Raw genomic sequence first — 17339 nt, 5'->3', positions numbered from 1 at the left:
ATAAGGCCTGTTACGAAAGCCACCACCAGAGCAGGGCGGCACACGCTGTCATGATAAGCAGTCCAGCCAGCAAATAAATCCCTTTTTTCGATTTCCCGGCTCGTTCTCGCTGCTTTTTTGCCCATTCAGACGTGTAATCGATCTCATACTGAAAAACCTCTGCAATCGTTAACCGATCTCCCGGTTTCAGTATGGAACTACGGGTTTCTACACCATTCACGCGGATTCCGTTGCGGCTCTCAAGATCGGTCACTTTCCAAAACTGGCCGTTAAAAATCATGCGGCAATGAGTCGATGAAATCATCGACGAATCCAGGTGGATATCGGCTTTTGGGCTGCGGCCAATCAATAGCTCAGAGCGGTGCAAGGGGATGTTCTGAGCACCGTCCGTATTATAAAGTCGCCCATACCGGGCTACCGGTCGTGCGTCGCCAATCCCTCTTTCAGCGAAGGATTGACCGTTCCGGTTTTGACCAGTCTGCTCATCACGCAATGATTTTTCGGTATCAAGCAGCATGTTCCCTTGAGTTGATTTGAGGATAGGGCTGGTTTGTGAAGGAGGCCTGCCAATAGAGGACGTTCCACTTTCACCCCGAGCCCGTCTCGCCGTTCGAAGCATCCGCCGCTGAGCATCTTCTCGTCGCATCCGGAGAATGGATTCATAGTCGAAATCAATCGGCTCCAACTTGGCTAAAGGGGCAAGCGCTTCGGCGACTTCGGCGGCTGTTTGGTATCGATCTTTCGGATCCTTTGCCGTCATTTTTGCGATGATATGATCAATTCCCGGTGGTACATTGGGGAACTTACTCCGTACCAATGGGAAGGGCCGGCTCCGGTGGGCTTCGATCTTCTCCGTTGTCGCTTTTACGGCATAGGGAAGCAGCCCAGTCAAGATCGAATAAAACGTGCCCCCCAATCCATAGATGTCCGCGCGACGATCAACATGATGGCTATCTTCCGATTGTTCGGGTGCCATGTAGTCCAACGTACCTACTCCGTCGTGACCGAAAATCATCGAAAGAGAGAACTCTTCTTCTTCGGCTCCTTTGATCAGTGCGAGACCGAAGTCGAGAATTTTGACTTCCGCTTTTTCATTGACGAGGAAGTTTTCTGGTTTGATATCACGATGAACCAGTCCTCGTTCGTGTGCGTAATGCAGACCATCGGCGATCTGTTTGACAATATGACAGGCGACTGGCCAGGCAACCGGCCCCTGCTGCATCACCAGTTCCCGCAGACTGATTCCATGCACATATTCCATCACCAGGAAATGACTTCCCGCAGCCTGACCTTCGTCAATTGTACGGGCGACGCGAGGGTGGAACAGTTGCTGACCGGCTCGTGACTCGAGCTTCAATCGGGCCATCATGCCGGCGTCATCGGCGAGGTGGCTGGAAAGGACCTTCAGTACCACTTGGTCCTGGCTGTTCATGTCCTGCGCCAGGTAAACCCAGCCCATACCTCCCGCACCCAGGATATCAATGATCTTGTAATGATTGTAGAAATACCCGCGGTATCTCCCAGACAACAATCGAGATGCCTGGTAGTTGGTAATGATGTTCCGTGCGACGAGGGAACTTGCCAACTGCGTCGACGAAACGGAAGGATCCAGACCCAGTTTGCGCACGATGTCCTCGGCGCGATCGGGCCGCACCAGCTTACTCCGGTCCAGCAGCGCGAGAAATTCTTCGCTGGTTATGCTCGTAGCGACTTTGTTCATCGGAAATAAATCAAGAGGACAACGTGAGAGATCTGATGTGTGAGTGATCTGATGTGAATAACCGGAATCCGGAATAGAGAACTGGTATCCCAGACATGGCGTCCTTGCCGATGAATTTAGTTTTTGATTTCAGCTAGACTGTGGCTTCAGATTGATACTGTCGTTTCAGCTAGGCGTTGCGTCCTCTTCCGTGCAGGTTACCGCGACGGCGGACACAATGAAGTCGGGGAGATGGACTCCTAATCGGTTCCCTTCTCCTGAAAGAAGCCAGTCAGGGCTCCCGGGCGTGGTTGAACTTCAATTATAAGGCCTTCGCCGACAATGCAAAGAAACTCATCGCTAAACGACGGGAAATCTCAGATTTTTCCATCCCGGAACAGGCTAATTTGGACGTTAAAAAGGGATATTCCGGCACAAACTCAGGTCATTTGAATGGAACGGGCTGGGGATGGCTTATAGTGTTCTGAAATCGTTCGTGCCAATCGACTTCGGACGAATCTGCTGAATCAACTTTCCAACCACCCTCAAGTGGCTCTTCCAGACGAATCACCCCATGATTCCCAATCAGAAGTAATTTTAAACTCGCCGGTTGGGCTCCGGACAAAATCCAGGTCAGCGACACGGAAGGTCCTTTACCAGATAACATCATTACTGATGTCTGCAATCCGGAAGAATGCTGCGTGACCCGATACCGCCCACTTGCCAGGTCCTCACCTTCAAATCCGGGCAGAATCGCCTCGATCAACTGCATCAATTCATTCACAGCCACTGGAATGAAATCCGACGGGGCGACCAATCGCAGTCGAATCGAAACAGGTTGCCCGATCTGTTTCGTGGCGAGGGCAGATTTGATCGCGTCGATCAGGTTGGAAACGGAGCAGGACATACAGGACTCGACTGGGGTGCAAACGGTGCGGACAGAAATGAAAGATCAGGTGGAGAAAACAAACTAGTGTAGAGAGCAAACGGGGGTGAGGACGGAATCTTATCATCCACTCTTTCGCTGGAAGATGCAAACGGTCCTGTAATCCAGTACAACTATAAGGACCGATTGTTGGTGTAAGTCGCTTACGCCAGTTATCCGTCTGTCCTTGCATCTTTTCGCCAAAGTTCTCTCTATCCATGTCTGTATCCTCATTCCGTAGTGACGATCTTATCCACCGGCAGGATAGCCAGTTATTGATCGTCGACATGCAGGAAAAGCTGTTGCCCGCCTTTCCGGAAAAGGTCCGTCCGCAACTGATCACCAATTGTCAGTTATTGATTGAGATGGCAAAGCTGTTCGAGGTCCCGATTTCGGCCACGGAACAATACCCTCAGGGGTTAGGACGAACGATTCCTGAGCTCGGATTGGACGACATCGAAATTCCTGCCAAGACCGACTTCAGCAGTTGGCCCGCACTGAACTGGCCCGCCCCCTATGATGAAGAATCGACCCGACCCCGAATCATCGTCGCGGGAATCGAATCCCATGTCTGCGTGATGCAGACGGTTCTTGATTTAATCGCGCAAGGGTACAAGGTTTACATACCAGTTGACGCCGTTGCCAGCCGCTTTAAACTCGATTGGAAAATTGCGATTGAACGCCTGGCACTGTCTGGAGCCATACTCACTACAACCGAGAGTGTCCTCTTTGAATGGTGCGAACGGGCAGGTACTCCTGAATTCAAACAACTGAGTCAGCGGTTGAAAGCGAAAACCAAACCGGAATAACATACTGCATGGTTTCGCCCGACCAACATCCCCCGAAACATCTAGAACCAGACTTACACGAATACAGTCCACGGAAAGTTTTTGATCATGTCTTATGAAATCGCTCCCGCCATCTGCCCTCCGCGCCGCGTTCTGATGGGGCCGGGACCAAGTGACATTTCTCCTCGAGTCCTCTCGGCGATGGCCGCTCCCACCGTTGGTCACCTCGATCCTTATTTCCTTAAGATCATGGATGAACTCCAGGAAATGCTGAGACAGGTCTTCCGGACTCGCAATCAATTGACGCTGGCAATCAGTGGTACGGGTAGCGATGGAATGGAAGCCTGCGTTTTTAACTTGATTGAACCGGGCGACAAAATGCTCGTTTGTGTCAACGGAGTCTTTGGTGGTCGCATGGCCGAAGTCGGTCGCCGCGCCGGAGCCGAAGTCGTGACTATCGAGAAACCATTCGGAGAGATCTTCACTGCCAGTGAAGTCGAATCCGCCCTCAAAGAACATCAACCCAAGTTGATTGGAATTGTGCATGCGGAAACGTCAACCGGAGCACTTCAGCCTTTGGAAGAGATCGCTAAGCTGGCGCATGACCATAACGCCTTAATTCTCGCTGACATGGTGACATCTCTCGGTGGCCTGCCGGTTGAAGTCGACGAATGGGGAATCGATGCTGTTTACTCCGGGACTCAGAAATGCCTCAGTTGCCCACCCGGTCTCGCCCCGGTAACCTTTAGCCCTCGGGCCGTCGAAGTGATGGATCAACGAAAGGAGCCTGTTCGCAGTTGGTACGTCGATCTGAGTCTGATTCGTAACTACTGGGGAGGCAGCCGAGCCTATCACCACACCGCACCTATCAATATGAACTATGGTCTTCACGAAGCCCTGAGAATTGTTCTTCAGGAAGGACTCGAAGCCCGATTCGCCCGACATCAGAAAAACCATGAAGCCCTAAAAGCGGGTCTCGCGGCGATCGGTATCGACTACGCCGTGGCGGAAGAGAATTCTCTGCCCATGCTAAACGCCGTGAAAATTCCCGAAGGGGTCGACGATAAAGCTGTTCGTGCCCAGCTACTCAATCAGTTTGGAATTGAAATCGGCGCCGGCCTCGGCCCCATGGCAGGCAAAACCTGGCGAATCGGCCTGATGGGCGAAGCCAGCCGCGAAGCCAACGTCCTCTCCTTCCTGGCCGCCTTGGAACAATGCCTGGCGAAGCAAGGTCACACCCTAACTGCAGGAGCCAGCATCGCCGCTGCCAATAAAGTGTACGCGGGATAGTTCTTATCTGCATAAATAAGTAACCCCGGGCAGCACAATACTTCGTGATTGTCCGGGCTAACTTCTTTGCGAGATTCTACTTCTTCAATCGACCTGCGTACTGCTCTTCGATGTACTGCAGGTACTCGCCCGATTGAATTCGGGTAACCCAGTCAGTGTGGGATTGGTACCAGGCGATGGTGTCGCGGATGCCCTGTTCGAAGGGGACCTGGGGGAACCAACCGAGGTTCTGTTCGGCTTTGCTACTGTCGATGGCGTAACGTAAATCGTGACCGGGACGATCCTGCACATAAGTGATCAGGTCGCGAGATTTGCCCAGCAGGTCGATCAAGATGTGCGTCATCTCCAGATTAGTCAATTCAAGATGACCACCAAAGTTGTAAACTTCGCCAATCTCTCCCTTTCGTAGTGCGGCGTCGATTCCGCGGCAATGATCAAGAACGTGGATCCAGTCGCGGACATTTTCGCCAGTTCCATACACGGGCAATGACTTGTTTTCCATTGCATTCGAAATGAACAGAGGGATCAACTTTTCCGGGAATTGGTATGGACCGTAGTTGTTCGAGCAACGGGTCACGATGGCAGGAAAATCGAAAGTGTGCACGTAGCTGCGGACGAGAAGATCCGCAGCCGCTTTGGAAGAGGAGTACGGACTGTTGGGGGCAAGAGGAGTCTCTTCTGTAAAGGCACCGTCACTTCCCAGGGATCCATAAACCTCGTCGGTGGAGACTTGTACGTAACGAGCGACACCGACTTCGCGGGCGACGTCCATCAGGACTTGTGTGCCGATGATGTTCGTCTGCACGAAGGGGCCCGAATCGAGAATGCTGCGATCGACATGGCTTTCGGCCGCGAAGTTGAGAATGGCTTCGGGTTGAACCGTTTGCACCAACTTCAATAAGGCTTCCCGGTTACAAATATCGACCCGGTGAAAATGATAATTGGCATCCTCAATGAGATCGGCGAGGTTTTCCAGGTTACCGGCGTAGGTCAGTTTATCGACGTTATGGATTGTCTGTTGGGGGTATCGTTCTCGCTGCATCCGAATGAAGTTCGAACCAATAAATCCGCATCCGCCGGTGACGAGAATCGATTTCATAACAAACTTTCCGAAGAGTCAGGCCGGGAAAAGGAAAAAAGTCAGAGCAACCAAAGCCACTACGGTCCATTGTAGCCCGCAAAGGAGGGCGTCGGGACTGTCAGTGGCAAAGTCGCCTGACTTTTCCTGTTTGGAATTACTCCGCTCGGTGAATTACTCCGCTGGTGTTTCCGGAGTATCTTCTCCGTCAGTACCAGTCTCGCTATCCGTTTCAGGTTCAGTCGGTTTCACGTCGGTGGGTGCCGCGTCAGTCGCCGATTCTTCCACGGGAACTTCTGAAATTGGAGTAGTCTCGGTGGTTACTTCGCCTTCCCCTTCCGGAAGTGTGTTCAATTCTTCTTCCTCAGCAAACTCGGCCGGAATACGGGCGACGGAGGCAAGCGAGTCGCCTTTATCCATTCGCATGATGCGAACACCCTGTGTGTTTCGACCGACCTGGCTGATTTCATTGGCACGCAGACGCTGAATTTTTCCTTTTTGAGTGATCATCAAGATTTCGTCATCCTGAGCGACGGCCAGCGACGTCACCACTTTGCCGTTTCTTTCGGTCGTGCGAATGTCTCGCAGACCTTTACCCCCACGGCGTTGGCGACGATAGCGGTTGTTGCTGGAGACGGCAGTGGTTTCGGTCTCACCGTCACTTTCGCCTTCGCCGTTGCCTTCTGTATCCACATCGCTTTCATTGACCGCGTCAGCCGTTCCGAAGGGTGTTCGTTTTCCGTAGCCATTCACACAGGTAGAGAGCAATGTTGTCTCGACATCGGCGACGGCCATACCGACGACATAGTCGTCTTTGGACAAGGAGATCCCCCGGACTCCGCGGGTAGCACGACCCATACTTCGGGCGTCGTTCGCGTCGAAGCGAATCGCCATACCGTTGGCTGTGGTGAGGACAATATCGTCCGACTTGGAGACAACGGCCACATTGATGAGATGATCGTCGTCGTCGAGGCGGATCGCGATGATGCCCCCTTTCATCGGACGAGAGTAGGCTGCCAACTCAGTTTTCTTCACGACTCCATTTCGCGTAGCCATCATCAAGAAGTGGTCTTCATCGAATTCTCGAATCGCGACGCAACTCTGGACCTGTTCATCTCCTTCGAGTGCCAGCAGGTTAACCACGGCGCGGCCTTTGGCGGTACGACTCTGCAATGGCAGGTCGTAAACTTTTTGCCAGTAAACTTTACCTCGGTCAGTAAAGAAGAGCAGGAAGGCGTGGGTGCTGCTGACGAACAGATGCTGAATGGCGTCCTCTTCGTCCGACTGAGAAGCCCCTTTGATACCTTTGCCACCGCGTCCCTGGGCCTGATAGGTCGAGAGGGCGGTTCGTTTGATGTAACCCCGCTGTGAAAGTGTCACGACCATCGTCTCTTCAGGGATGAGATCTTCCCGGTCGACATTACTCAGCTCTTCGTCGGAGATTTCTGTACGGCGTTTATCGGCAAACCGTTTGGAAAGCTCTTCCATGTCCTCCCTGACGACGGCACGCAGGTTGTCTTCGTCGGAAAGCAGCGTCATGAATTCGTTGATCTGGGTGATCAGTTCGCTGTGCTCACCTTGCAGGTTTTCCCGTTCCAGGTTGGCGAGTGAACCGAGTTGCATTGAGACGATTGCGTCTGCCTGCTTCTGGGACAGGGTGTACTCGGGCGATTCCCCTTTCTCATGAAGGAACAGTTTGAATCCATCTGCACCAAGGGCCCGTTGTATCATTTCGGCAGGGACTTTGATTTCCTGGAGTCGGTCTTTGGCCTGCGACCGGCTGGAGGAATCACGAATTGTCTGAATGACTTCATCGATATTAAGTTGCGCGATCAACAAGCCTTCAACCGTATGTTTACGGTTGCGTGCTTCTCGTAACAGGTACTCGGTCCGGCGGCGAATGACTTCCACGCGGTGCCGCAGGAATTCCTGAAGCATCTCCAGAATCGTCAACGTCTTGGGACGATTGGCAACCAGTGCCAGCAGGATGACGCTGATCGTGGTCTGGAGAGTGGAGTACTTATACAACTGGTTGAGAACGATTTCTTTGTCGGCGTCTCGTTTCAGGATTATCTGCAAATGCACCTGCCAGTCAGGCACATTGCGGTCTGTCAAGTCAACAATTCGAGAGATACCTTCAACCTTATTATCCCGAACGAGCTGTTCCAGTTTTTCCCGGATGCGGTCACGCGTTTCCATATAAGGAATCTCGGTGACGACGATGACATCGCTTTTCTTTTCCGTTTCGAAATGCGTTCTGGCACGGAGGGTTACCGTTGAACGGCCTGTTTTATAACCCTGTCGAATGCCGGCGTGCCCGCAGATAATACCCCCCGTAGGGAAGTCCGGACCGGGGAGGTGTTCGATGAGTTCGTCGACAGTGATATACGGGTTCTCAATCAATGCGATGACCGCTCGACAAACTTCGCCAAAGTTGTGTGGAGGGATACTCGTCGCCATACCCACGGCGATACCATTGGAACCATTGACGATCAGGTTCGGAAATCGAGAGGGAAGTACAACGGGTTCGTTGCGGGTCTGGTCGTAGTTGGGGATATAGTCGACCGTTTCCCGGTCGAGGTCTTTCAGCATTTCCGAAGCAGCGTGAGAAAGGCGCGCTTCCGTATAACGCATGGCCGCGGGGGGAAGACCGGCGAGCGAACCAAAGTTGCCTTGTTTGTCTACAAGTACATTCCGCATCACCCAGTTCTGAGCCATACGGACAAGCGTTGGATACACGGAGCCATCACCATGGGGGTGATAGTTACCGCTCGTGTCGCCCGAAATCTTGGCGCATTTGACTCGTTTTGATGTCGGGCCCAGGTTTCCGTCGTTCATGGCGACAAGAATACGGCGCTGGGACGGTTTCAAGCCGTCTCGAACATCGGGCAAAGCACGACTGACGATTACTGACATGGCATATGTCAGATAACTCTCACGCATCTCAACTTGGATGTCGTGCTTGATAATTCGTCCGTCAGCGTAAGGATCCGGTGTTTCGTTCGAGGGGTTTCCGTTCGACAAGAATAGGCTCCTTTAGCGTCCGGTCAGTCCGCTGGCCTCATAATAATGAGGGGTGACTGCTCGTAGATCCGGACCTTGGCCGGCCCTGTACTACGGGGCCGTTTTCTATACAAAAGAATCCCGTTTGGGGGAGAAATCTCCCTTCAGAAACGGGCTTGAAATCAAGAATTCAAACACTTTCTAATTTTAAGTGAATACAGGGTTATTCTCAATCGTCAGCCCCTATGATTGAAGTAAGTATCGGGATGTTACTGTCGGGTTTAAATCCATATATACAAGTAGGTTATGTCTAATCACGCTGCAGTGGGTCTGACTTTTGCAAACTACTTCGTCAGAACGAGGCAGAACCCGAAAAATACGAGTGTGACATGGTCCTGAAAAGCATGCTTAAACCGGACTCTGCAACCCTCTCTGAATCGGGTAAACTCACGGAAAATCGTTGATCAATGACTTGATGAAATGAGGCATAGGCCTCTGGACGAGGGGGGAGAGAAAGCATGTTGAAAGCAGCAGGCAGTTTCGCGGAAGAGTTTGCCGCCCGGCGAAACTGGATTTTCGATTCGACGCACTCCCTGCGCGCCTATCCGGAACTTCTCCAGGCTTGGCAACATTCGCGGCAGGTCAGTGAGCGAGTTGAAACGGCGCTGGCGACTTTATTGCCGCATGACGTGGTGTCGACAATTGCCGTTTCTGGTTCTGTCGGACGGATGGAAGCCCATGCGGGATCGGACGTTGACCTCATTGTCGTCCTGCGGGATGAATTTCTGGAGGACCGGGAAACAGGTGCGCGAATCATGCAACAGGTTTGGGATGTTCTAAGACAACTTGGATTTCCGGTTCCGAAATCCAATGGGATATTTTCCGAACCGACGACTCGAATCGAGCTTTGCAATCGCGAACTCATCGGTCAGATCCAAGGGGATCCAGCGTTGTTTGGGAAACGGATTCAGTTGCTGCTCGACAGTCAGCCCCTGTTCGGCCGTAGTGAATTTGTGCAGTTGCAGTCCGACATTCTCGACTGGTACCAGATCGAGGAGGCTGGCAACGACCCCGCCCAGACGAATTATCTTCTCAACGATTTACAAAGGTATCAGAGAGCGTTGGCGATTCGGTATCAGTTCCAGCATCGGGATGATCCTCTCCAGTGGCGGTTGCTCAATCTCAAATTTCGCAACAGCCGATTTGTAAATCACTTTGGATTGCTTCTGATTCTGGGCGAGATGGGCATCCAGCCAGTCGGTCGAGGGGAGTGGTTGCGCAAAGCGCTTTTATGGACCCCTCTTGAGCGGATTGCTGCAGTCTATGCCCGACGACACGAGGCGATGTTCCATGTGATCGCCCGCCATTATGACTGGTTTTTAGGGCAGATGGGTAATCCTGATTTTATCCATCGGCTTGAAGGCGGAATCGAACTGGACGACAACGATGCCTGGCAGGAAGGTTTTCATCGATCCCGACAGATGTCGCGGGAGATGAACCGGTTCCTGATCGATCGTCAGCATGACTGGAATGATCTCTTTCTGGAATCACTGACCTACTGATTTCAGATGAATAACCGTGACTGATAAACGATTCTCACAGCGCATCAGGAGAGCACATAAAGAAACCCCGCTGTCTCCAGCGGGGTTTTGTTCGTTTGCCCCAAAAGGCAAGCCAGAAGTTGTCATCCGGCTAGTTTATTCTCGGCAGACTATTTCACAGGCCCTTCAACACCACCCGTGTAGTGCTCGCCGTCCGGTTCTTTACCGTGGAGGACTTCCTGCTTATAGCCCCCTTTGGCTCGGAAGTAGATCACAAGAATCAGGTAGCCGATAGCCATCATGAAGGGAACGATCGCGGTGTACAGGAGGGCTTGCCGCCCACCAAACATGTTGGCAGACAGGACCATGTCCTGTTCTGGAGTCAATTTGGTCTCTTCATCTTTCTTATCAGCTTTGCGGAGTTCTTTCAGCTCAGCCACTTTTTCGCCATCGAGGCCAGCGATTTTTGGGAAGAAGAGGAAACCTTTGGCTTCGTCTGACTTATATTCTTCGTAAGTTTCAGGAGATTCTGCCTCAAGCTGTTTTGAGGCGAAGTAGTCCTGTTCGTAGCCAATACCAGGCCCCCCGAGCAGACCTGCCGACAGCATGCCGATACCGCCCAATGCTCCCATGGAGATTGCTCCCCCTTGAGGGAATCGCTCACCGACAACACCCAGCATCGTAGGCCAGAGGAAGGTTTTTCCCAGACCGTAAACAGTCGCTGCTGCCAGAATGGTGATCGCCATATCGGCCATCGACAGGAACACGAGGCCGAGGCAACCCAGGATGGCACTTCCCAAGAGAAGTCCGACTGGATTTACTTTTTCAACAATCGGTCCAGCGAAAAATCGCAGAACGAACATCAGCCCGGAAGTGTAGATGAACAGCAAAATGGCGTTACCCGGAATCACGTTCTCCATGATGTTGGTAATCCAGCTATCCGTTCCCAACTCGACATATCCCACCATCGCGTGCAATAGGAGCAGAAGGAGGAAGATGGGAGAAGCAAAAATGGTAAACATACTACCGTAAGAAACTCCAGCTGCTTTGGCTTCTGATTCAGGAAACTTTTCTTTCAATACAATGAAGCCATAAACGACAGTCGGGATCAGGAAGAGCATCATCGGGATTTCCCATCGCAGATGAGTTATCATCGCGTTGGATCCACAGACGAAGAAAGCGATCACTCCTCCGACAATCAGGCCACCGGGCCATCCCGCGTGAAGAATGTTGAGGTAGTGTGTTTTCTGTTTTGGATACAGGTTTGCTGTCAGAGGATTAATGACGGTTTCGCAGAGACCATTCGCAATCGCAAACAGGAACATTCCCCAGTACAGACAGTTGTAGCAGGCGTCTTTACCCATTGATTCATAAATGGGAGTCGCAGCTAATGTTAGTAGAGCAGAGGCAACGTGCATTAAGAATGCGAGCACCATAAGAGGCTTGTAGCCGACTTTGTCAGCGAACAGGCTGAAGAAGAGAATGATGACCCCGAATCCAACCAGTCCGCCACCAGTGATGCCACCCAGTTCCCCTTTGGTAAAGCCAAACTGAGCGGACCAATCCCCCAGAATTGCCCCGCGAATGGCAAAGCCGATACCGGCAGCGATCAGCGTAAGGAAACTGGCGAGGAATAGAGGGAATCTATTTGTTTCAGACATATGGAAGCTCTCCCGAAAGCTCTAGCAGCGTATGTTGGAGTGGATTTGATTGAGAGTGGAAGGGGCCCGACGGATGTCGTCCGAAGCACATGACGCAAGCAGTGTAGCGTCATTTCGTAGGACAAAATCGTCGAAGCAATACGATGTTCTCTTCGGTGGGACCTCTCGAATGATGAATTTGCTGTGAAATGCAGCTTTGCATCCTACCCGTAACAGTTCTTATTTTCCATGAACAGACGCTTTTTCCGGGGAATTCCATCGTCAGGAAGTGTCTCTGCTGAAAACCGATGGGGAGGCAGTTCAGAGAAAGTTTACTGGCAACGTGACCGATTTGTTTTTTTCGCTCAAGAAATCAGGCCGAGTTTGACGATCAGGTAAAATTGATATCGGTTCAAATGAAGTTATACGATTGGATGCGCTGCAAGGAAACGGAACGATGCATTTTCCTTCTTTTCTGGAATATTGCCCACCCGATGATGCGGAACTGGATGAACTGGCGAACCAATTTCCGGAAATGGGCGAACATGAAATCCACGATCCAAATTCAAAAATCGATAACCGGACCGCGATCCGGATTTTTCTTCGTTCGCGAGGCGTGACGGGTTTACTGTTTGATCGACTGATTGAACCTTACGATCTTGGGTTCTACAAAAAATGCGACGGCAAATCATCTCCCGTCAATCGTCTGCCTGTCATTCAACGAAAATCAGGATTCAAACGAGATATCGTTTCCGTTCGTCATGATCTCGATTACTATCGGGGGAAACCGAGTCGGCGTGTTGCTGATTGGTTTTATGTAATCTCGCAAATTGCCGTCGGCGAAGCAGTCCCGATGTCGTGGGTCGAATGGTCGGCGGTGCGGCTATTTGGTTACAAAGCCTGGAAATCGCATCGCCTCTGTCAGTTGGAAAATGCGTTGTACGGGAAAAACGACTACATCGTCAGTCTGCCGGATATGGTCATCGAAGAGTTACGTGAAATGAAACTCGCCAGCTGAAGCAAACTTCGCTGAGCGAACGGCAGCGAATCAGACTGGAATTATGGTGTGCCTTCGCAACTCTTCTTCAGCAACTTCGACTTCGAATACCAGCTCAACGAACGCTATCGTCCCACGCCTCGAATTCAGCGTCTGAGTGACGAACTCGCCTTCTGCTGGCTGGCACTCGCCGACGGGCAAGATCAAGTCCTATTACAGCATCCGGTCGACACGGAGTTCACGAAATATCTACAGCAGGCCGGGCTTCACTGCCCCCGCTTCATTTCCGATGATATCGAGATCGAGGTCGAGCAACTGACTCCTTGGGGTTGGTCGAAAGAGGCAAGAGAGTTCGCAACAACGTTCGGTTTGCTTGACGACTTGCCGGCTCTCGACATCATTCGCAAGGTGAACAGTCGGCAGTGGGCGGTGGAGTTTGAATCCGAAACAGAGCAGGAAGAGCGGGTCAGTTGGCTGCTCACAAGTCAATCAGATCTCGAAGCAGCCTTGAGAGAAATAGATCCAGACGAAGAGTGGTTAATTAAAACCAATCTCAGTATGTCCGGACGGGACCGAATCGCGGGGCGAGGAATTCAACTTACGACTGCCAACGCAGGCTGGATTCGCAAACGCCTTAGTTCAGAAACGCCGCTCGTGTTGGAACGACGACTGAAGATTGAACAGGAAATCGGCGTTCAGTTTGAGATCACCACATCAGGTGATCCAGAGTTGGTGGATCTGCTACCGATGCTGGTGGATCGCACAGGACGTTATGCCGGAAGTTGGTTACTCGATCAGGGTTCATTGCTGACTGAGTGGCAGAGGGAGGTCGATAGTTTGGCCGAGATTGCGATAACGATTCAACAGGACGGTTATTTCGGACCAGTTGGATTCGATGTGATGCGATACCGGAATCAACATGGCGAATTGCAAACGCGATTGTTCCAGGACATCAACGGACGCTATACCATGGGACGAGTCGCGGCGGGGTGGCGTCGTTATTTGCAACCGGGCGAAGTGGGGTGTTGGTTGCATTTCGCTCAGCGATGTGAGACCAAAGCAGAGTTAGAACAATGGTGGGGCATTCGCCTGCAGTTGATCGAACCGACTGTACGACTAATTCGTACCTCGCCCCTCTGTCATGCGGGAGAAATCGTCGGGCATCAGACGGGATTATTGATTGCCACAGACGAGACGACGTTGCGTCGGCAGGTGCAGGCGATTTTGGACATTCAGTCTAACTGAACTCGCTCTAAATTCATGAGAAACTCACGCATGAACCCATGCTGAACCCATAGTCGCGTTTGGGTGTCCCTTCTGCTTTCCCGATCAACGTGATGAATCCACGGTGAACTCCTCCATTTATTGAGTTTTCCGTGCATTGAGTCTACGGTCCGTTTCGGGGATGATATACCGGCCCACCATTGTTTCCTGATCAGCTAGCACCATCAGATAGCACCATGACGAAAACCACGCTCCCCGAACATCAACCCGCCCTGGCAGAGTCGCTTTCCAACGGGTGGCGTCTTCGTGCATTGATCAGCCTGACTTTGCTGCACACCCTGGTTGATGCGTCCGCGCTGTTGATTGCTCCTTTGTGGCCTAGTCTTAACCAGCAATTTCAATTCGGGACGACCGGGCTGACTTTCGCATTTATTGTGCAGGCATTACCAACTTCACTCAGCCAAGCCGTGTTCGGCGTACTTCGAGATCGAATTTCGACCCCCATTTTCTTGTGGACAGGTCCACTCGTTGCGATTCTGTTCCTGTCGCTCGTCGGGTTTCCGACGCATTTCGGAGTACTCTGCTTTCTGTTGATTGTCGGCGGGACGGGCGTGGGTGCGTTTCACCCGGAATCTGCAGTGACGGCGGGACGATTGTTTCCCAGTCATAAAACAAGATCGTTGTCGGTCTTCATGCTGGGAGGAACGCTCGGCCTATGCCTGGGGCCGCTGCTCAGTGGTATTGTTGTCGAGAATTACGGTCTCAAAAGTCTTGTCTGGTTGATTCCCGGTTTTGCGATTGGGATTTTCTCACTGATGAAATTCGGTCAATTAATGTCGGTCTCCCGTTATCTCAAACAGGAAATGGATGAAGAAAAAGAGTTGCTCGCCGTTGCTGAAGAATCGTCATCAGAAACGCCCACAGTCTCACGAACAATCGTTTGGAAAACCGTCGGATTGATGGCAGCGATGTTGATGATTTGTTCGCTACGACTGGTGCCTAATCAGGCGCTCGACAAAGTGATCTCGTTTCACCTTGAATCACAAAAGTTTTCGACATCCGAAATCGCTCAGGTGCAGTCCCTCTTTCTGGCGTCCGCCAGTTTGGGAATGATGTTAATGGCCTTTTTCTTTCGCAACGGGTGGGAGAAACGGTTCATGATTTTCTGTCCGCTTCTTTCTGCACCTATGCTGTGGTACATGGGTCAGCCTGAGTGCTCCGTGATTGTATTCATCGCATTACTTGTCCCCGTAGGTGTGATCCTCTGGGGGACGGCTTCGGCGATGGTTTCTTATGGCCAATATCTATTTCCAAAGGGTGCCGGGTTCGCCTCGGCACTCACCATGGGGATGGCCTGGGGTGTTGGTAGTTTGATTCAGGCACCCATCACATCCTATTTTCAGGATCAGGATAGGGTTAGCTATGCTTGCACCGTTTTTGTCATTCCCGTGCTGCTTTCGGCTGTTTTTGCCTGCTTTTTACCGGGTATGCCGGGCAATCCTGCTACGGAATCGATCGAAAAGTAGATCCAGGTTGCACTAGAAAAAGTGATGTACAAAGGTGGATTTACACATGATATAGTATCTGTTAGGTGCCAATTCCACAAAATCGACAATTTGCTGGACAATTGAAATGGGACCTTCTATTTTCCTCTACGTTGATTGAGATGTCTGTCAGTGAGCTCGAAGGAATCGCAGCTGATTGATACTTAAGGCCTCAATCGTTTCACCAGCGACGACCTGTTTTGTCCGTATGATGTTTTTCGACACCTACTGGATAAAGCTTGGTCTCGTAAGAAAAAAGCAGGGATGCTTATGTTTTCTGATTCTTTGAGCCTTTGGAAAAATTCGATTTCGTTCGCCCGGGTCTGGTTCACGTCTCGCCGAGCGCTTCCCTACGGTCGAATGCTGCAGTTCCGTATTGGATACCGAACTGACTCCAACGCTTTATGGCTCGCCCCCGTTTTTCCAGTTGGGAAAACAATCCCCTTTTCTGTCCCCGGTTTTGGTCTGATATGGAATATCGCCGAGGTACCGGTTCGCACTGCCAGTCCAGGGGCCACTCTTCTCTCCCGTTAACGCCGACACATGATGTGTAGGTACACCTGAAAGGATTCTATTATGTCTCGTAAACCTGTTATTGGTATTAATGGCGATTATCGTGACCCCCGTAATAACGCCGCTGCACTGAGCTGGTTCAACACGGGCTACTACGATTGCATTACTGCCACGGGCGCTATTCCCCACCTTATCCCTCCCGTACAGGATGAAGCAGACCTCAAACAAATACTCTCCGGCCTGGACGGAATCGTACTCGCCGGTTGCAACCTCGACCTCGATCCTATTCGTCTCGGAATGGATCCCCATCCAGCCACTCGCGTGATGCCCAAACGCCGCGAAGACTTCGACCGCCGACTGGCTAAACTGGCTGTCGAAATGCGAATTCCCATTCTGGCAATTGGCTCAGGTATGCAGACCTTAAACGTTGTCTGTGGCGGAACACTGCACCAGCATGTCACCGAGAGCGTTTCCGGAGCCATGTACCATCGCGATGGTGTCGAAAAGAACTTGCGTCATGTGATTGACATTGTGCCAGAAACCCGCATGTTCGAAATCTACGGACCGGGCGAAATTCGCATCAACAGCCATCACCACATGGCCGTTGCTCAACCCGCCGACCTGTTTATGATCTCCGCCATTTGCCCTGATGGAGTTGTCGAAGCGATTGAATCGGTGGATCCCGACTGGTTCTGCGTCGGTGTCCAATGGCATCCCGAAAACGAAACCTCTTCCGCCCTCGATATGCAGGTCTTCGAAAACCTGTTCCAGGCCTGCCTGGTCAAAGAAGAAGTCGAAGAAACGGCCACCATTCCTTTCCGTCAGGCTGCTTAAGCTGCTGACAAGAGGACTGTACTGAATTCTGTACAGTAGAATGAGCCTTCGGAAAGCTTCCGAAAACGAAGCAAAACGGTATAAAGAGTGTAAAACCGGGTCATTTACGCGTCAGATGCGTGGATGATCCGGTTTTTAATGCGCGGCGACCTTGGCGCCGCTCCAGCACAGTAAATAATGTGAGCAGCATACGCATTCGGACAGCGTTTTGTCCGCATGGAAGTCTCTCTTCTGAGAGGGGGAGCTTCTCTATAGATGCGATT

13 protein-coding genes are annotated in these 17339 nt (G+C 51.6%); 8 read left to right on the top strand and 5 right to left on the bottom strand.

Translation table 11 applies throughout. From position 1 onward, the window contains the following. Positions 1-10 precede the first annotated feature (10 nt). Both Pla110_RS18655 and Pla110_RS18650 read right to left on the bottom strand, forming a co-directional pair. The gene (locus Pla110_RS18655; protein ID WP_144998014.1) at positions 11-1720 is read right to left on the bottom strand and encodes an FHA domain-containing serine/threonine-protein kinase; all 1710 of its coding nucleotides are present in this window, start codon (positions 1718-1720) and stop codon (positions 11-13) included. 424 nt (positions 1721-2144) lie between these two features. Next, positions 2145-2606, bottom strand: a complete 462-nt coding sequence (locus Pla110_RS18650) for a hypothetical protein (RefSeq protein WP_144998012.1) — start codon at positions 2604-2606, stop codon at positions 2145-2147. A gap of 236 nt (positions 2607-2842) precedes the next feature. Here Pla110_RS18650 and Pla110_RS18645 point away from each other — a divergent pair, with 236 nt between their 5' ends. Together Pla110_RS18645 and Pla110_RS18640 are read left to right on the top strand one after the other, a co-directional pair. Then, positions 2843-3433, top strand: a complete 591-nt coding sequence (locus Pla110_RS18645) for a hydrolase (RefSeq protein ID WP_231742579.1) — start codon at positions 2843-2845, stop codon at positions 3431-3433. A gap of 87 nt (positions 3434-3520) precedes the next feature. Beyond that, entirely contained in the window at positions 3521-4702 is a 1182-nt protein-coding gene (locus Pla110_RS18640) for a pyridoxal-phosphate-dependent aminotransferase family protein (RefSeq protein ID WP_144998010.1), read from the top strand. A gap of 76 nt (positions 4703-4778) precedes the next feature. On the opposite strand, the gene rfbB is transcribed toward Pla110_RS18640, so the two are convergent. Beyond that, positions 4779-5801, bottom strand: a complete 1023-nt coding sequence (rfbB, locus tag Pla110_RS18635) for a dTDP-glucose 4,6-dehydratase (RefSeq protein WP_144998008.1) — start codon at positions 5799-5801, stop codon at positions 4779-4781. Between the two features lie 153 nt (positions 5802-5954). After that, positions 5955-8804 carry a DNA gyrase subunit A gene (gene gyrA / locus Pla110_RS18630; protein WP_231742578.1) on the bottom strand — a complete coding sequence of 950 codons (2850 nt, stop codon included), beginning with the start codon at positions 8802-8804 and terminating at the stop codon, positions 5955-5957. A gap of 497 nt (positions 8805-9301) precedes the next feature. On the opposite strand from gyrA, the gene Pla110_RS18625 reads away from it, so the two are divergent. Beyond that, on the top strand, positions 9302-10345 hold the full coding sequence (locus Pla110_RS18625) for a DUF294 nucleotidyltransferase-like domain-containing protein (RefSeq protein ID WP_144998006.1): 1044 nt from the start codon (positions 9302-9304) through the stop codon (positions 10343-10345). Between the two features lie 149 nt (positions 10346-10494). Here Pla110_RS18625 and Pla110_RS18620 read toward each other — a convergent pair whose 3' ends face one another. Continuing rightward, positions 10495-11985 (bottom strand): MFS transporter, encoded by a 1491-nt coding sequence (locus Pla110_RS18620; protein WP_144998004.1) that lies wholly within the window; start codon positions 11983-11985, stop codon positions 10495-10497. Between the two features lie 436 nt (positions 11986-12421). On the opposite strand from Pla110_RS18620, the gene Pla110_RS18615 reads away from it, so the two are divergent. The 5 genes from Pla110_RS18615 to Pla110_RS18595 all read left to right on the top strand — a co-directional run bounded on the left by Pla110_RS18615 (position 12422) and on the right by Pla110_RS18595 (position 17076). Further along, positions 12422-12982: a hypothetical protein gene (locus tag Pla110_RS18615; protein ID WP_144998002.1), complete on the top strand. Its 561-nt coding sequence runs from the start codon at positions 12422-12424 to the stop codon at positions 12980-12982. Between the two features lie 48 nt (positions 12983-13030). Then, complete coding sequence (locus Pla110_RS18610; protein ID WP_144997999.1) at positions 13031-14206, top strand: hypothetical protein; 1176 nt, start codon at positions 13031-13033, stop codon at positions 14204-14206. Between the two features lie 215 nt (positions 14207-14421). Further along, positions 14422-15711 (top strand): MFS transporter, encoded by a 1290-nt coding sequence (locus Pla110_RS18605; protein WP_144997997.1) that lies wholly within the window; start codon positions 14422-14424, stop codon positions 15709-15711. Positions 15712-15999: 288 nt separating this feature from the next. Continuing rightward, positions 16000-16263: a hypothetical protein gene (locus Pla110_RS18600; RefSeq protein WP_144997995.1), complete on the top strand. Its 264-nt coding sequence runs from the start codon at positions 16000-16002 to the stop codon at positions 16261-16263. A 42-nt stretch (positions 16264-16305) separates the two neighbouring features. After that, entirely contained in the window at positions 16306-17076 is a 771-nt protein-coding gene (locus Pla110_RS18595; protein WP_144997993.1) for a gamma-glutamyl-gamma-aminobutyrate hydrolase family protein, read from the top strand. The last annotated feature ends 263 nt before the right edge of the window (positions 17077-17339 follow it).

It is taken from the genome of Polystyrenella longa (assembly GCF_007750395.1).
Taxonomy (GTDB): Bacteria; Planctomycetota; Planctomycetia; order Planctomycetales; family Planctomycetaceae; genus Polystyrenella; species Polystyrenella longa.
Note: the sequence above shows the minus strand (reverse complement) of the source record. Positions and strands in the feature narration are given on the sequence as shown.

What these genes read in the sequence shown, in the direction of transcription:
- Pla110_RS18655 (WP_144998014.1), bottom strand. Translation starts at nt 1,720, where the DNA reads ATGAACAAAGTCGCTACGAGCATAACCAGCGAAGAATTTCTCGCGCTG.
- Pla110_RS18650 (WP_144998012.1), bottom strand. Translation starts at nt 2,606, where the DNA reads ATGTCCTGCTCCGTTTCCAACCTGATCGACGCGATCAAATCTGCCCTC.
- Pla110_RS18645 (WP_231742579.1), top strand. Translation starts at nt 2,843, where the DNA reads ATGTCTGTATCCTCATTCCGTAGTGACGATCTTATCCACCGGCAGGAT.
- Pla110_RS18640 (WP_144998010.1), top strand. Translation starts at nt 3,521, where the DNA reads ATGTCTTATGAAATCGCTCCCGCCATCTGCCCTCCGCGCCGCGTTCTG.
- rfbB (WP_144998008.1), bottom strand. Translation starts at nt 5,801, where the DNA reads ATGAAATCGATTCTCGTCACCGGCGGATGCGGATTTATTGGTTCGAAC.
- Pla110_RS18625 (WP_144998006.1), top strand. Translation starts at nt 9,302, where the DNA reads ATGTTGAAAGCAGCAGGCAGTTTCGCGGAAGAGTTTGCCGCCCGGCGA.
- Pla110_RS18620 (WP_144998004.1), bottom strand. Translation starts at nt 11,985, where the DNA reads ATGTCTGAAACAAATAGATTCCCTCTATTCCTCGCCAGTTTCCTTACG.
- Pla110_RS18615 (WP_144998002.1), top strand. Translation starts at nt 12,422, where the DNA reads ATGCATTTTCCTTCTTTTCTGGAATATTGCCCACCCGATGATGCGGAA.
- Pla110_RS18605 (WP_144997997.1), top strand. Translation starts at nt 14,422, where the DNA reads ATGACGAAAACCACGCTCCCCGAACATCAACCCGCCCTGGCAGAGTCG.
- Pla110_RS18600 (WP_144997995.1), top strand. Translation starts at nt 16,000, where the DNA reads ATGTTTTCTGATTCTTTGAGCCTTTGGAAAAATTCGATTTCGTTCGCC.
- Pla110_RS18595 (WP_144997993.1), top strand. Translation starts at nt 16,306, where the DNA reads ATGTCTCGTAAACCTGTTATTGGTATTAATGGCGATTATCGTGACCCC.